The 14,072-nt window shown below is 61.6% G+C and carries 12 protein-coding genes; 4 read left to right on the forward strand and 8 right to left on the reverse strand.

From position 1 onward, the window contains the following. Nucleotides 1-4: 4 nt before the first annotated feature. Genes JHD64_RS08910 through lptF form a run of 3 tightly spaced genes read right to left on the reverse strand, consistent with a single transcriptional unit; the run spans nt 5 to nt 4,759 of the window. Complete coding sequence (locus JHD64_RS08910; protein ID WP_199053013.1) at nt 5-2,575, reverse strand: [protein-PII] uridylyltransferase; 2,571 nt, start codon at nt 2,573-2,575, stop codon at nt 5-7. Between the two features lies 1 nt (nt 2,576). Continuing rightward, the gene (gene lptG, locus JHD64_RS08915) at nt 2,577-3,653 is read right to left on the reverse strand and encodes an LPS export ABC transporter permease LptG (protein WP_059284948.1); all 1,077 of its coding nucleotides are present in this window, start codon (nt 3,651-3,653) and stop codon (nt 2,577-2,579) included. 5 nt (nt 3,654-3,658) lie between these two features. After that, nucleotides 3,659-4,759 (reverse strand): LPS export ABC transporter permease LptF, encoded by a 1,101-nt coding sequence (gene lptF, locus JHD64_RS08920; protein ID WP_199053014.1) that lies wholly within the window; start codon nt 4,757-4,759, stop codon nt 3,659-3,661. A 203-nt stretch (nt 4,760-4,962) separates the two neighbouring features. On the opposite strand from lptF, the gene JHD64_RS08925 reads away from it, so the two are divergent. From JHD64_RS08925 to JHD64_RS08940, 4 genes are read left to right on the forward strand one after another with little or no spacing between them, the layout of a single operon-like run. Continuing rightward, nucleotides 4,963-6,528, forward strand: a complete 1,566-nt coding sequence (locus tag JHD64_RS08925; RefSeq protein ID WP_199053015.1) for a leucyl aminopeptidase — start codon at nt 4,963-4,965, stop codon at nt 6,526-6,528. After that, complete coding sequence (locus tag JHD64_RS08930) at nt 6,515-6,937, forward strand: DNA polymerase III subunit chi (protein WP_059284946.1); 423 nt, start codon at nt 6,515-6,517, stop codon at nt 6,935-6,937. The genes JHD64_RS08925 and JHD64_RS08930 overlap by 14 nt, the downstream gene beginning before the upstream one ends. 2 nt (nt 6,938-6,939) lie before the next feature. After that, entirely contained in the window at nt 6,940-8,940 is a 2,001-nt protein-coding gene (locus JHD64_RS08935; RefSeq protein ID WP_199053016.1) for a hypothetical protein, read from the forward strand. Further along, the gene (locus JHD64_RS08940) at nt 8,940-9,491 is read left to right on the forward strand and encodes a cob(I)yrinic acid a,c-diamide adenosyltransferase (RefSeq protein WP_199053017.1); all 552 of its coding nucleotides are present in this window, start codon (nt 8,940-8,942) and stop codon (nt 9,489-9,491) included. The genes JHD64_RS08935 and JHD64_RS08940 overlap by 1 nt, the downstream gene beginning before the upstream one ends. A 62-nt stretch (nt 9,492-9,553) precedes the next feature. On the opposite strand, the gene JHD64_RS08945 is transcribed toward JHD64_RS08940, so the two are convergent. The 5 genes from JHD64_RS08945 to trxB all read right to left on the reverse strand — a co-directional run bounded on the left by JHD64_RS08945 (nt 9,554) and on the right by trxB (nt 13,972). Then, nucleotides 9,554-10,387 carry an alpha/beta hydrolase gene (locus tag JHD64_RS08945; RefSeq protein WP_199053018.1) on the reverse strand — a complete coding sequence of 278 codons (834 nt, stop codon included), beginning with the start codon at nt 10,385-10,387 and terminating at the stop codon, nt 9,554-9,556. Nucleotides 10,388-10,391: 4 nt separating this feature from the next. Continuing rightward, nucleotides 10,392-11,795, reverse strand: coding sequence for a PhoH family protein (locus JHD64_RS08950; protein WP_059286036.1), 1,404 nt, complete (start codon nt 11,793-11,795; stop codon nt 10,392-10,394). Between the two features lie 51 nt (nt 11,796-11,846). Next, on the reverse strand, nt 11,847-12,299 hold the full coding sequence (locus tag JHD64_RS08955; RefSeq protein ID WP_059286035.1) for a peroxiredoxin: 453 nt from the start codon (nt 12,297-12,299) through the stop codon (nt 11,847-11,849). 76 nt (nt 12,300-12,375) lie between these two features. After that, the gene (locus JHD64_RS08960; RefSeq protein WP_059286034.1) at nt 12,376-13,014 is read right to left on the reverse strand and encodes a Smr/MutS family protein; all 639 of its coding nucleotides are present in this window, start codon (nt 13,012-13,014) and stop codon (nt 12,376-12,378) included. A 4-nt stretch (nt 13,015-13,018) separates the two neighbouring features. Next, the gene (trxB, locus tag JHD64_RS08965) at nt 13,019-13,972 is read right to left on the reverse strand and encodes a thioredoxin-disulfide reductase (RefSeq protein WP_059286033.1); all 954 of its coding nucleotides are present in this window, start codon (nt 13,970-13,972) and stop codon (nt 13,019-13,021) included. Nucleotides 13,973-14,072: the final 100 nt, after the last annotated feature.

Here is a 14,072-nt window from a genome sequence, read left to right on the forward strand (position 1 = left end):
GCATTCAGATGCGCAGGGCGGTGATCAGCGCGCTTTCCAGGGCCAATACCGTCTTGTCGTCCTTGAGGCCGGGACCACTGATCAGGAAGGAGTCTTCCGCACGGCTGCCCAGGGTCATGATCTTGGCGGACTGCACACTCAGGCGGTAGTCCGCCAGCACCTTGGCAATGCGCGCCAGCAGGCCGGGGCGGTCGCCGGCAACAATGGACAGTACATAGTAATTGTCCTTGTCGTCCGGGCGGATCAGCACTTGCGGCGCAATGGGGAAGTGCTTCAGATGGCGGCTGATACGGCCATTGGCTGGCGGCGGTGGCGGTGTTTCCAGGCGCAGGCATTCGGCCAGTTCGAATTCGATGAAGTTGATCATGTCACGATAATCGCCGTCGTGGTGCTCGGGGATGAAGACATGAAAGGTATCCAGCGCATAGCCGTGGCGCGTGGTGTAGACCTTGGCATCGGCAATGCTGTAGTTGGTGCGGCCAAAGAAGGCGCAGGTGCGGGCAAACAGCTCCGGCTTGTCCGGGGTGTAGACCAGCACCTGGATGCCTTCATGGTCATCCGACAGTCGCGCCCGCACCATCGGCGTATCGATATTGACGAAGCGGTTGAGGATGCGCGCATGCCAGGCGATTTCGCGTGCTTCGTGGCGCAGGAAGTACACCATGTCCAGCTGCGACCACAGTTTTTGCTCCACACCGGCCGGCACCGCATACAGGCGCAGCAGGCTGAGCGCCTGCGTCTTGCGTTCTTCCAGCTCCGAATTCAGGTCCACTTCGCCGCCGCGCAGCAGTACGCGCAGGGTGGCGTTATACAGGTCTTCCAGCAGCTTGGCTTTCCAGGCGTTCCATACCTTGGGGCTGGTGCCGCGGATATCGGCTACTGACAGCAGATACAGCGCTGCCAGCCGGCGCGGCGTGCGAGTCAGCTCAGCAAAGCGCTGGATGATGTCCGGGTCGTAGATGTCCTGTTTCTGCGCGATGCTGGACATGGTCAGGTGCTGCCCCACCAGCCACACCACCAGTTCGGTGTCCTCGGCCGACAGTTCGTGCTGTTCGCAGAATTCACGCGCATCCACCATGCCCAGGGTGGAGTGGTCGCCGCCACGACCCTTGGCAATGTCGTGGAACAGGCCGGCTACATAGAGCACTTCCGGGCGCTCGAAGTCGTTGATCAGCCGTGACAGGAAGGGGTATTCGTGGTTGAAGGCGCTGATGGCAAAGCGGCGCAGATTGCGCACCACCATCAGGATGTGTTCATCCACGGTGTAAACATGGAACAGGTCGTGCTGCATCTGGCCGACGATGCGGCCAAAGCCCGGCAGATAACGCCCCAGCACGCCGTACAGATTCATGCGGCGCAGGCAGCGGGTAAGGCCCGGCTCGCGCAGCATCTGCATGAACAGGCGACGGTTTTCCGGGTTCTTGCGGAAACGGTCGTTGATATGGCTGCGACCATGCCACAAGGCGCGCAGCATGCGCGGCGCAAAGCCGGTGAGTTCCGGATTGCGCTGCAGCATGAGGAAGGCTTCCAGAATGGCGGACGGCTCTTTTTCGAAGACATCGGGGCGGCGGATGCCCAGCATGCCGTTCACCGAATAAAAGCGCTCGTTCAGGTTCTGGGTGATGCGCGGCACCTGCGAATACAGCCGGGCGCGCAGATTGGGCAGCAGGATGCCATTGAGCTGGCTCACCGTCTTGGCGGCGCGGAAGTAAAGCTGCATCACCTGCTCGCTGGCGCGTTTGGCCGGCGTGTCCTGCAAGCCCCAGGCCAGGCCCATGCTTTGCTGCAGGTCGAAAATCAGCCGATCTTCGCGCCGGCGCGCCAGGATGTGCAGGTCGATGCGCAAGCGCTGCAGCTGGCGGTCGCTGTGGTGGATCAGCCGGGCTTCGGCCTGGGTGAGGATGCCGCGCTGTACCAGATCGCTCCAGTTTTCACCCAGCCCGATGGCCTTGCTGATCCACAGGATGGTGTGCAGATCACGCAAGCCGCCGGGGCTTTCCTTGATATTCGGTTCAAGATTGTTGGTGACGCCAAAGTGGCGGTTGTGGCGTTGTTGCTGCTCCAGCGTCTTGCCTTCGAAGAAGGCCAGCGGGTCGCGCTGGCAGTCGAGGCGGGAAATCAGCTGCTGGTAGGGCGCGGCCACCCCGGCGATCAGGCGGTTTTCCAGCAGATTGGTTTCGATGGTGATGTCTGCTGCCGCTTCCTGCAGGCATTCTTCAATGGTGCGTACGCTGTGGCCGACTTCCAGTCCGATATCCCACATGCGGCTGATCAGTGCCGCCACCCGCTCCGGCAGTTCGGCCGGGGTGGGGTTGGGCAGCAAGACCAGCACGTCGATGTCGGAGCAGGGGAATAGCTGGCCGCGACCATAACCGCCAACGGCAATCAGCGAGGCATCGGCATCCAGCCCCGCCTGCTGCCATAGCTGTTGCAGGACCTGGTCCACCGCCAGACTGTGCTGCGCCAGATAGCGCTGCGGATCACGTTCGCCCAGATAGTGTTCGACCAGCCGCTGGCGGGTGCTGGTCAGCTGTTTGCGCAGGTCCTGGGTCAGCTCGGTGGTGGATTCTTCCATGTCAGCGTCTTTCCTGTTTCAGGATGAGGGCGATGCCGGCGAACAGAAACAGCAGGGTGGGTACCGTGGCCGAGATCACCGGGTTCCAGTTGTACAGCAAGCCCAGGTGGCCGAACAGGCGGTTGATGAAGTGAAAGCCCACCCCCAGGCAAATGCCGGCAAACAGCTTGAGGCCAAGCTGGCCGTGGCGGCGCTGCTGCGGCGTGAATGCCAGCGCCACCAGCGCCATCGACACACAGGCCAGCGGATAGAACAGCTTGCCCCACAGGGCAATGTCGTAGCGCTGGGTTTGCTGTTTGTTGGCGCTCAGGTGTTCGATGTATTTCATCAGGCTCAGGGCCGACATCTGTTCCGGCACCACCAGCAGCACATTGAGGATGTCCGGCTCGATGATGGAGCTCCACTGTGCCAGCGGCACCGATTTGCTTTCGGTGTGATCGGCATACAGATGGGTTTCCACCACATTGCTCAGCTGCCAGATATGGGTGCCGCGCAGGAAATTGCCGCGCTCGGCATAACGGGTGGTCACCAGTTGATAATTATCATCATAGGTATAGATGCGCACGCCAAGCAGGGTGGTGTCCGGCAGCATTTCATGGACATTGATGAAGTTGTTGTTGTCTTTCACCCAGATACCGGAGCGGAACTCCTGCGCCACCATCGAGCGCATGGCCGACAGTTTCATGCGCTCGGCCTGTTGCAGCGAGTAGGGGCTGATGAATTCGCCCAGGGCGGTGGTGAGGATGGCGAAGCCCAGGCCGAACAGCAGCAGGGTGCGGGCAATCTGGGCCAGGGTGATGCCGCAGGTGCGGATCACCGTGTATTCACTGGAGCTGGCCAGCTGGGTCATGGCCACCATGCCGCCGATCAGCACCGCCAGCGGCATCAGTTCGTAGGCATGGCCGGGAGCCTGCATGGCGATATAGGCCAGCATCTTGCCGATGTGGTAGCCGCCCTGGTTCAGGTCCGGCACTTCATGGATGATGTCGAAGAATCCATAAAGGCCCAGCAGGGCTGCCAGGGTAAACAGCGTGGACTGGGTCAGCGCGCTGATGATGTAGCGATAAATCAGTTTCATCGGGCTCAGTGCTTGTGCAGGAAGTATTTCAGGGTCTGGCGCACGGTATTGGCCGGGCGGTCACGGTATTTCAGCAGCAAAACGGCAATGATCAGCACGATGACATGCACCAGCAGAATGCTGGCCATGCCGACCTTGCCCTGGGTAATCCAGTTGCGCACCAGCGTCAGGCTGTTCTGGTACAGGAAGAAGGCGAGCAGGGCGACGACCAGGTTGTGGGCATGGCCGCTGCGCGGATTGTAATAGGACAGGGGGATGGCCAGGAAGGCCAGCACCAGGCAGCTCAGCGGCATCGACAGGCGCCATACCAGTTCCGAACGATAGCCCGGATCACTGCTGCCAAGCAGCGCGCTGGTGCTTTGCGCCTGGCGATTGTTCGGGCGCGCGACCAGCTTCTGGTTATTTCCCACTACCACGCTATAACGCTTGAAGCTGCCGACTTCGTAGTTGGACTGGCCCGGCTCACCCACATAGCGCCGGCCATCTTCCAGCACCAGTACCCGCTCGTTGTCGTCGTTGACGGTAATGTAGCCACGCTTGGCAAAGATGCTGGACACCTTGCCCTCGCTCATGTCCTGCATGAAGATATTGGTGGCGGCACCATGCTCGCCGCCATAGCTTTCGATGAAATACACCTTGCTGCCCGAACCGGTTTCCTTGAACACGCCCGGGGCAATGGCACTGATCTCTTCGCGCCGCTTGAGGATTTCGGCATAGACCTGGCTGCGTTCTTCGGCCCAGGGGGCAATATACAGCGACACGATGCCCACCAGCAGGGCCAGCGGAATGGTGAAACGCATCACCGGCCACACCCAGTCGCGCAGCGACAGGCCGGACGACAGCCAGACGGCCATTTCGTGGTCGCGCCAGATACGGGTCAGCACCACCAGCACGGTGACGAAAACGGTGAGGATCATCAGCAGTGGAAACAGGCCGAGCGCCCAGAAGCCGATCAGTGCAGTGACCGCCTCATTGGCGATTTGTCCTTCGGCGGCGCGGCCGAGCAAATTGATCGCCTGGGTGGAGAGAATGATGGCCAGCAGGACGACAAATACGCCCAGGGCGGTAAAAGTCAATTCTCGGGTCAGGCTTTTACGAAAAACCATTTATCAGTGCCTTTTTGACTTTTTGTGACTAGCGTAGTGATAATTTGATTTGATAACTCTGAAACGCCGTTTTCGGCAAATTTCGGGATGGACGCAGCTTCTGTCTTCGCCTGCTACAGGCAGGGCTTTCCGGCACAAAATCTGGTGCAGACAGCCTGTCAAGAAGTGGAACAACTGACACTCGCATTACACGGGAGTACAAGATGGAATTTAACATAAAAAGCGGCAGCCCGGAAAAACAGCGCGTTGCCTGCGTGATAGTAGGTGTCTATGAATCGCGCAAGCTGACCTTCGCAGCCGATTTGCTGGATCGCATCTCCAATGGCTTCATCAGCGATGTGATCCGCCGCGGCGACATGGAAGGCAAGCTGGGCAGCACACTGTTGCTGCATTCGGTGCCGCATACCCTGTGTGACCGTGTCATGCTGGTGGGGCTGGGCAAGGAGCGCGATTTCCGTGCCAAGGAATACCGCGAAGCGGTACGCAGCTCCATCCGCAGCCTGACCCAGACTTCGGCCACCGAAGCCGTCAGCTATCTGACCGAACTCACCGTGAAGAAACACGATGTCGAGTGGATGATCGAACAGGCCACCGTGGTCACACTGGACATGCTCTATCGCTTCGACCGCTTCAAGAGCAAGCAGGACGAAAGCGTGCGTGAGCCGCGCAAGCTGACGCTGGCGGTGCCGCGTCGCAGTGATCTGGCCGATGGCGAGAAGGGCTTGCAGCGCGGCCTGGCCATTGGCAACGGCATGAAGCTGGCCAAGGATCTGGGCAATCTGCCGCCCAATGTCTGCACCCCGAGCTATCTGGCAGGCGAGGCCGAGCGTATTGCGGCCGACTTTGGCTGTGGCGTGCAAATCTATGGCCAGGCACAGCTGGAAGAGCTTGGTCTGGCGTCCTTCCTGTCCGTGGCGCGTGGCAGTGTGCAGGAACCCAAGCTGATCGTGCTGCAATACCAGGGCGCCAAGGACAAGAACGACCGTCCGCTGACGCTGGTGGGCAAGGGCATCACCTTTGATTCCGGCGGCATTTCGCTCAAGCCCGGCGAGGGCATGGACGAGATGAAGTACGATATGTGCGGCGCCGCCTCGGTGCTGGGCGCTTTCCGCGCTGCCGTGGAAATGAAGCTGCCGATCAATCTGGTGGCCATCGTCCCGGCCTGCGAAAACATGCCGGCCGGCAATGCGGTCAAGCCTGGCGACATCATCACCAGCCTGTCCGGCCAGACCATCGAAGTACTGAATACCGATGCGGAAGGCCGCTTGATCCTGTGTGATGCGCTGACCTTCGCCGAGCGTTTCAATCCGGACACCGTGATCGATGTGGCCACGCTCACCGGAGCCTGCGTCATCGCCCTCGGCCATGTCGCCACCGGCCTGTACAGCAACCAGGACAGCCTGGCGCGTGAGCTGCTGGCGGCCGGCGAAGAAGTGGCCGACCGCGCCTGGCACATGCCGCTGTGGGACGAGTATCAGGAATTGCTCAAGAGCCCGTTTGCCGACATGGCCAATATCGGCGGCCGTCCGGGTGGCAGCATCACCGCCGCCTGCTTCCTGTCGCGCTTTGCCAAATCCTACGACTGGGCGCATCTGGACATCGCCGGCACCGCCTGGAAGAGCGGCAAGGACAAGGGGGCCACCGGCCGTCCGGTGCCGCTGCTGGTGCAGTTCCTGCAGGATCGTGCCGACATCGCCCTGGGCAATGTGGTGCGCCGTGGCCGTCCGCGCCGTGAATCCCCTGAAATCGTTGAAGATGACGCGGATTGATTTTTATACCAATGTGGCCCAGCCGCAGGAGTTCGCCTGCAAGCTGGCCGCAACGGTATTCCGCAAGCAAGAGCGCCTGCTGGTGTGGCTGGAAGACGAGCGGGCGCTCGACACCTTCAGCAACCGGCTGTGGTGTCTGGGCGATACCCAGTTCATTGCCCATTGCCGGCTGGATGCGGCCGAGGCAGCGCAGACGCCCATCTGGCTGACGGCCGAACTGCCGCCTGCGCTACAGCATCCGGTCCTGCTCAACCTGGGGGCAGAATTACCGCCCGCACCGCAGCATTTTTCCCGTATTCTGGAGATAGTGGGAAGCGATGAGGCTGCACTGGCCACAGCGCGTCACCGCTTCAAGGCCTATCGAACGCTGGGCTGTGAAATCCAACATCACGACATGAGCCACAAGTGACCATGAACGAGTCGCCAATGCCTGATCTGCCCTCTTGGGACGAGCTGGACCTGCCGGTACTGGATGAAGTGGTGGATGAGTCCGCCGTGCCGGTGCTGGCCGAGGAAGTGCTGGATGTCCCGGACTTTGACTTCTCCAGCGAGCTGGACGTGATGCAGCAAACCCTGGCCCCGCCAGATCACGCCATGGCCGAGCTGGAAATACCGGAGCTGACGCTGGAGGATCTGGACGTGGTCAGTCCGGCAGAGGTGCCGGCTGCTACCGCGCTCGACCTGACCGCCTTGCCCTCGCTCGATCTGGATGAGCCCCTGGCCGATGAGCTGTCGCTGGAGCAGGTCTTGCCCGAGGCGCGGCCAGAGCCTGTGCCGGCGGCGCCGGTGCCGCCGGTGTTGCGGCCGGAGGCGCCGGTGATGGCGGTTGATGGCTTTGAATTCATGCTGGATGGCCATGTGCCGCCAGCGTCGGCAGCGGGCAGTCAGCCCGAACCGTCATCGCCTGCCACGGCGCCACAGCCAGCGGCCGAGCGGCCGGCCGCAATATGGCAAGCACCGGTCGCGCCATCTGCCGCTGTGGCTGAAGCGATGCCATCTGCTCCTGCCGAGCCGCCGCCCCCGGCCTTGCCGGGTGGTTTGTCCATTTCGCTGGATAGCCTGCCCGATGGTGTGCTGGGTGGCGGTGTGGGCAAGGTGGAAGAGGCCCGCCCCTCTGCCGCCGAATTGCTGGCGCGCGCGCAAGCACTGGTGGCGGCGACGCCCAGTTCGCTGGATGAGGTGTTGCACGCGGCCGAACTGACGCTGGCGCAGGAAGAAAGCCTGCAACGCTTTCATGCCGCACCGGCTGCGCCGGCGGCAGCCCAGCAAACCTTCGCCTCGCTGGGCGAGGCCGAGTTGCGGGCCGCCATGGCCGATCTGCCGGGCGCTGTCGCTGCAGAGAGTCAGGAAGAAGACTGGCCCAGTCTGGGCGATGTCGACCGCCTGAACGAAACCGAGCGCGAGCTGCCGGACGACGCGGCAGTGCAGGCCGCTGCGCCGCTGCTGCAAGCCGAGTGGCAAGACGAGCCGCCTGAGCACGCCGTGCCGGACAGCGCACTGGCTGTGCCGGTGCTGGAGCAGGAAGAAGACTGGCCCAGCCTGGGTGATGTCGACCGCCTCAACGAAACCGAAGTGGAAATGCCGGACGAAGCAGCCGTGATCGCCGCCGCGCCACTGCTGCAAGCGGAGTGGCAGGATGAGCTGGCAGCGCCTGCCGTGGCGGATAGTGCTGCTGCCTTGCCGGTGCTGGAGCAGGAAGAAGGCTGGCCCACGGTGGGCGAGGTGGACAAGGAGAGCGAAACCGAGGTGGATGGCGAGCCGGAGGTGCCGGTAGTCAAGGCTGCTGCATCTACTGTGCAGGGCTTGTTTGCCGAGTCGCCCTTTGCCAGCGAGCGGCAGGCGGCCGTAGCTCCGGACGCGCCGGCTATTCCCGCCTTGCCAGACGAAGTGCAGGCCGAGCCGCAGGCAGTGGCAACTCAGCCTGTGCCTGTCGCCCAGCCAGTATTGCAGTCTGCAGCTGAGCAAGTCATCGAACCGCCTTTGCTGGAAGAGCTGGCCGGTGCCAGTTTTGCCGCTGCCATGCCGCAAGCCCATGCCCAGCCTGCTGCGGAGGCCGGCAAGGCGGTGGAAGTGCTCAATGTCGCCGCAGTGACCACGGCCACAGCCGCTTCTGCGCTGATGAATCCGGTTGGCAAGCCTGATGCAACCGTGGCGGTGGTGGATGAGCGGGCGCTGGTGGAGGCGATGTATGAAAAGCTGCTGCCAAGGATGAAGGTGGAGCTGTCCTTGTGGTTGCAGGATGCACTGGAGCTGCAGGCCAAGAACATGCTGTCCGGCGTGATGCAGCAATTGAAAGAAGACTACGACATGTTGTTTGGTGAAACATTGAAAGAAAGCCTGCGCCAGGCCATTCTGGCGCTGGGGCGCGAACAGCAGGGGCGGCATGACGCCCCGCGAGGGGAGCAGGACTGATGGGGCATAGACTGTCACGCATTGTCACCCGAACCGGGGATGATGGTAGTACCGGGCTGGGCGATGGCAGTCGCGTGGGCAAGGATAGCCCGCGCGTGCAGGCGCTGGGTGATGTGGATGAGCTGAATTCGGTGATCGGCGTACTGCTGGCGGAGGATCTGCCGGAAGAGGTCGCCCAGCGCCTGCTGGCCGTGCAGCATGATCTGTTCGATCTGGGTTCCGAACTGGCGGTGCCGGGTTATGCCGCGCTCAAGCCTGAGCATGTGCTGATGCTGGAGGAGTGGGTGGAGGGCATGAATGCCGAGCTGCCCATGCTGAAGGAGTTCATCCTGCCCGGCGGTTCGCGCCAGGCCGCGCTGGCGCATCAGGCCCGCTCGGTTTGCCGTCGTGCCGAACGTGCCGTGGTGACTGCGGCGCAGGATAGCGAGGTGTCGGTGGCGGCGCGCCAGTATCTCAACCGTTTGTCTGATGCGCTGTTTGTGCTGGCACGCCACCTGAACAAGGCGCTGGGCCGGCCTGATGTGCTGTGGCAGCCGCATCGGCGCGACTGAGACGGTCATGGGCAGAAAAAAAGCCGCGAGGGGTCTCGCGGCTTTTTTCATGCAGACGGCGCTCAGGCCGGCACATGGCAGCTGCGTTCTGCCGCCACCGGCTGATGCAGCGTGTCCAGCCATTGCAGCAGCCGTTCGGCGGTACGCTCCCAGCGGGTGTCCAGCATCATCATATGCCCCATGTGCGGCAGGATTTCGGCGTTCACATCCAGCCGCTCGGCAGTGGCCACCACATCTTCCGGCGAGATCAGCATGTCTTCCGCCGCCCCCAGCACCAGTGCCGGCAGCGGCTGGATGGGGCGGATGGCCAGCGGATTGACCAGTGTCATGTCCATGACTGCACGCTGGCTTTCCTGCTGGCAGCACTGCGTCAGCAAGGCCGTGGTGGCCGCCGGTGCATCGTGCGACAGCAGCAGGTCGCGCAGCTCGCTCTCCACCGGGTTGTAGCTGCCTTGCTGGTACAGGTTCAGGTTGAGCAGCAGCCCCGGCGCCTGGGTCAGCAGGCGCAGGCTGGACGATGCCAGCCCCGTGGGCGGAACCGAGGCCAGAAAGGCGGCCGCCGGCAGGGTGTGGCTGGTGAGGTATTGCTGCAGCACGAAGCCCCCCATGGAGTGGCCGATCATGATGGGCGTGCGTTTGATGCGCTTGACTGCCGCACTCAGGTTGCGCACGTAGTCATCGATGCTGATGGCAGACAGGTATTGGTGGCCATCGCTGTCGCCATGGCCTTCCAGGCTGATGGCCCAGCAGTCGAAACCCTGCCGGGCAAACCAGGGCAGGAAAGTGCGCTGCCAGCACCAGGCGGCGCAAAACGCGCCGTGGACAAACAAAAGGGGCGGAGCATCGCGCTCCGTCCCTTGAGCTGCCTCATGGATCAATTCGAGGCGTGGATGCATTTAGTCAAAGTACCTCACCAGCATGGTCTGCCAGACGTGAACGTTCCCCGCGTTGCAGGGTGATATGGCCGGAATGTTCCCAGCCCTTGAAGCGGTCGACCACATAGGTCAGACCGGAACTGCCCTCTGTCAGGTAGGGGGTGTCGATTTGTGAAATATTGCCCAGACAGACTACCTTGGTTCCCGGACCTGCACGAGTGATCAGTGTCTTCATCTGCTTGGGCGTCAGGTTCTGCGCCTCGTCGATGATCAGGTATTTGTTGAGGAAGGTGCGGCCGCGCATGAAGTTGAGTGACTTGACCTTGATGCGCGAGCGCACCAGATCACGGGTGGCGGCACGGCCCCAGTCGCCGCCATCGTCATCGCTCTTGTTGAGCACGTCCAGGTTGTCTTCCAGCGCGCCCATCCACGGGGCCATCTTTTCCTCTTCCGTCCCCGGCAGGAAGCCGATGTCTTCGCCTACCGGCACGGTCACCCGGGTCATGATGATTTCCGAATACAGCTTCTGCTCCAGCGTCATCGCCAGCCCGGCCGCCAGGGTGAGCAGGGTCTTGCCGGTGCCGGCCTGACCGAGCAGGGTGATGAAGTCCACTTCCGGGTCCATCAGCAGATTCAGGGCGAAATTCTGTTCGCGGTTGCGCGCGGTAATGCCCCAGACATTGTTCTTGTGGTGGCTGTAGTCTTTCAGCGTCTGCAGCACGGCGACTTTGCCTTCTACCTTGCTGACACGCGCTTGCAGTGGCTGCGGGCCGTCCTGCCACAGCATCTGGTTGATGTGCAGATTGGGCACATCCGGGCCTTTGAGCTGGTAATAGCTGCGGCCCTGTTCCTGCCAGGACTTCATGTCCTTGCCATTGCGCTCCCAGAAAGTCTGGTCGACTTCGCGGGTGCCGGTGTACAGCAGGTCGGAGTCCTGCAGCACCTTGTCGTTGAAGTAGTCTTCGGCATCCAGCCCCAGTGCGCGGGCCTTGATGCGCATATTGATGTCCTTGGACACCAGGATGACCGAGCGCTCCGGGTGCAGCTCCTTCAGCGCCATCACGATGCCAAGGATCTGGTTGTCGGCCTTGCCCACCGGCAGCGAGGCCGGCAGCACGCTGTGAATGGCCTGGGTCTGCAGGATGAGCTTGCCGGTGGCCGCTTCGCGGCTGGCATTTTTCAGGGTGATGCCGGCTTCGATCTTGGTTTCGCAGCCGCTGACGATATCGTCGAGAAAGCGGCTGGTCTGGCGGGCATTGCGCGCCACTTCCGACATGCCGCTCTTGTGGGCGTCCAGTTCTTCCAGGGTGATGATGGGAATGAAAACATCGTGCTCTTCAAAGCGGTACAAGCTGGTAGGGTCGTGCAGCAATACATTGGTGTCCAGAACGAACAGCTTGGCGGTTTTGCTTTTCTTACGGCTTACCATGATGGACCCCTTGGCGATGCAGGGCCCGGTCGGCAGACCGGGGCACTGCGTTTAGAGAGTGTTTACAAAGGCAAGAACTTCAGCGGCGTGGCCGGGTACTTTGACCTTGCGCCATTCACGAACAATCATGCCGGCGGCATCGATCACGAAAGTGCTGCGCTCGATTCCCCTTACCTGTTTGCCGTACATGTTTTTCATTTTGATGACATCGAACAGGCTGCAAACCGTTTCCTCGCTGTCGGACAGCAATTCAAACGGCAGTTCCAGCTTGGTTTTGAAGTTTTCATGCGATTTGATGCTGTCGCGCGAGATGCCGACAATAGTGGCGCCAGCAGCGGCAAACTGGCTGTGCAGCTCACGAAAATCCATGGTTTCATTGGTGCAGCCGGGGGTGTTGTCCTTGGGGTAGAAGTAAATCACCAGTGGCTTGGGGGCGGCAGACAGGGTAAACGTGGTGCCGGCGGTGCCGGGCAGGCTGAAGTCGGGGCAGGCGGTACCTGACATGCAAGACTCCTGAAGGTGGTGGTTGATGGGAATGCAACCGCCTCGCTTTGAGCTTAGCGGAAATTTCTTACTATTGTCATCCGGATTCTGAGTCGTATGCCTCGTGCGGACCACGGCGGACCAATACCAGCAGTGCACCGTCGCCTCCCATTTCCTCGCTGGCCTGACAAAACGCCAGTACCTCCGGATGGTGACTGAGCCAGGCGCGCACCAGCTTTTTCAATACCGGCTGGCCATTGGAGCCGAAACCCTTGCCGTGGATGATGCGCAGGCAGGGGCCGCGACGGCGGGCGCGGTGCAAGAACAGCGCCAGGGCGTCCTGTGCCTGGTAGCGGTCCATGCCATGCAGATCCAGCTGGCAGGCAACCGGCCAGTGGCCATTGCGCAGACGTTTCAATGTCTGGTTGGGCAGGCCACTGCGGCAGAACTGCCCCAGCTGCTCGGCTGGCTCGAACAGGCCAACCATGTGGCGCAGTACTTCCATTTCCGTCTGGCTGGAAAGTCCATGCTGGGCATGCCGCTGCCTGGGGTGCGGGCTGGGCTTCTTGGGCTGGTGAATGTGACGGGGCGGGCTTTTCAGTGGAATGACATCGCTGAACAGCTGCTTGAAGTCGGGTTCGGGTGGTGCTGCAGGCGGGGATGCGGGCGCGGCAGACGTGTCGCGTTGACGCGTCTGCCGGCGGATTTCCTTCAATGTGTCCTTGAAGGCCTTCAAGATATTACTTCAGGCTGTCCAGATAGCGCTCGGCATCCAGGGCGGCCTGGCAGCCCGAGGCGGCGCTGGTCACTGCCTGGCGGTAGATGTGATCCTGCACATCGCCAGCGGCAAAGACGCCTTCCACGCTGGTCAGGGTGGCATTGCCTTCGCGGCCGCCACGGGTGATCAGGTAGCCGGTGGCATCCATTTCCAGCTGGCCCTTGAAGATGTCGGTGTTGGGCTGGTGGCCGATGGCAATGAACACACCCATCAGCTTGATCTCTTCCACGCTGCCGTCGGTAAACTTCAGGCGGGCACCGGTCACGCCGCTATCGTCGCCCAGCACTTCATCCAGGCTGGCGTTCAGCTTGAGGGTGATCTTGCCTTCGGCCACGCGCGACATCAGCTTGTCGATCATGATCTTTTCGGCGCGGAAGCTGTCGCGACGGTGGATCAGGGTGACATGTTTGGCGATATTGGCCAGATACAGTGCTTCTTCCACGGCGGTGTTGCCGCCACCGACCACGGCCACGTCCTGGTTGCGGTAGAAGAAACCATCGCAGGTGGCGCAGGCCGATACACCCTTGCCGGCAAAAGCTTCTTCGGAAGGCAGGCCCAGGTATTTGGCAGAGGCACCGGTGGCGATGATGAGCGCATCGCAAGTGTATTCGCCGGCATCACCTACCAGACGGATCGGCTTTTCATGCAGATGGGTGGTGTGGATGTGATCGAAGATCATTTCCGTACCGAAACGCTCGGCATGCTGCTGGAAGCGCTGCATCAGTTCAGGACCCATCACGCCGCTGGCATCGGCAGGCCAGTTGTCCACTTCGGTGGTGGTCATCAGCTGACCGCCTTGAGCAAGGCCGGTGATCAGCACCGGTTTCAGATTGGCACGGGCGGCATATACGGCTGCGGTATAGCCGGCGGGGCCGGAACCAAGGATCAGGAGGGGGCTGTGACGGGTGTCGCTCATCGTGGTATTCCTGTTTTAGGTCGTTGGGTTGTCATTTTAGCAGCTTTGCCATGACAGAATGGCGTGGGCCGTCTAAACTGATCAGGTAAGCATTTGTTGA

It is taken from the genome of Aquitalea sp. ASV15 (assembly GCF_016429115.1).
Classification (GTDB): domain Bacteria; phylum Pseudomonadota; class Gammaproteobacteria; order Burkholderiales; family Chromobacteriaceae; genus Aquitalea; species Aquitalea magnusonii.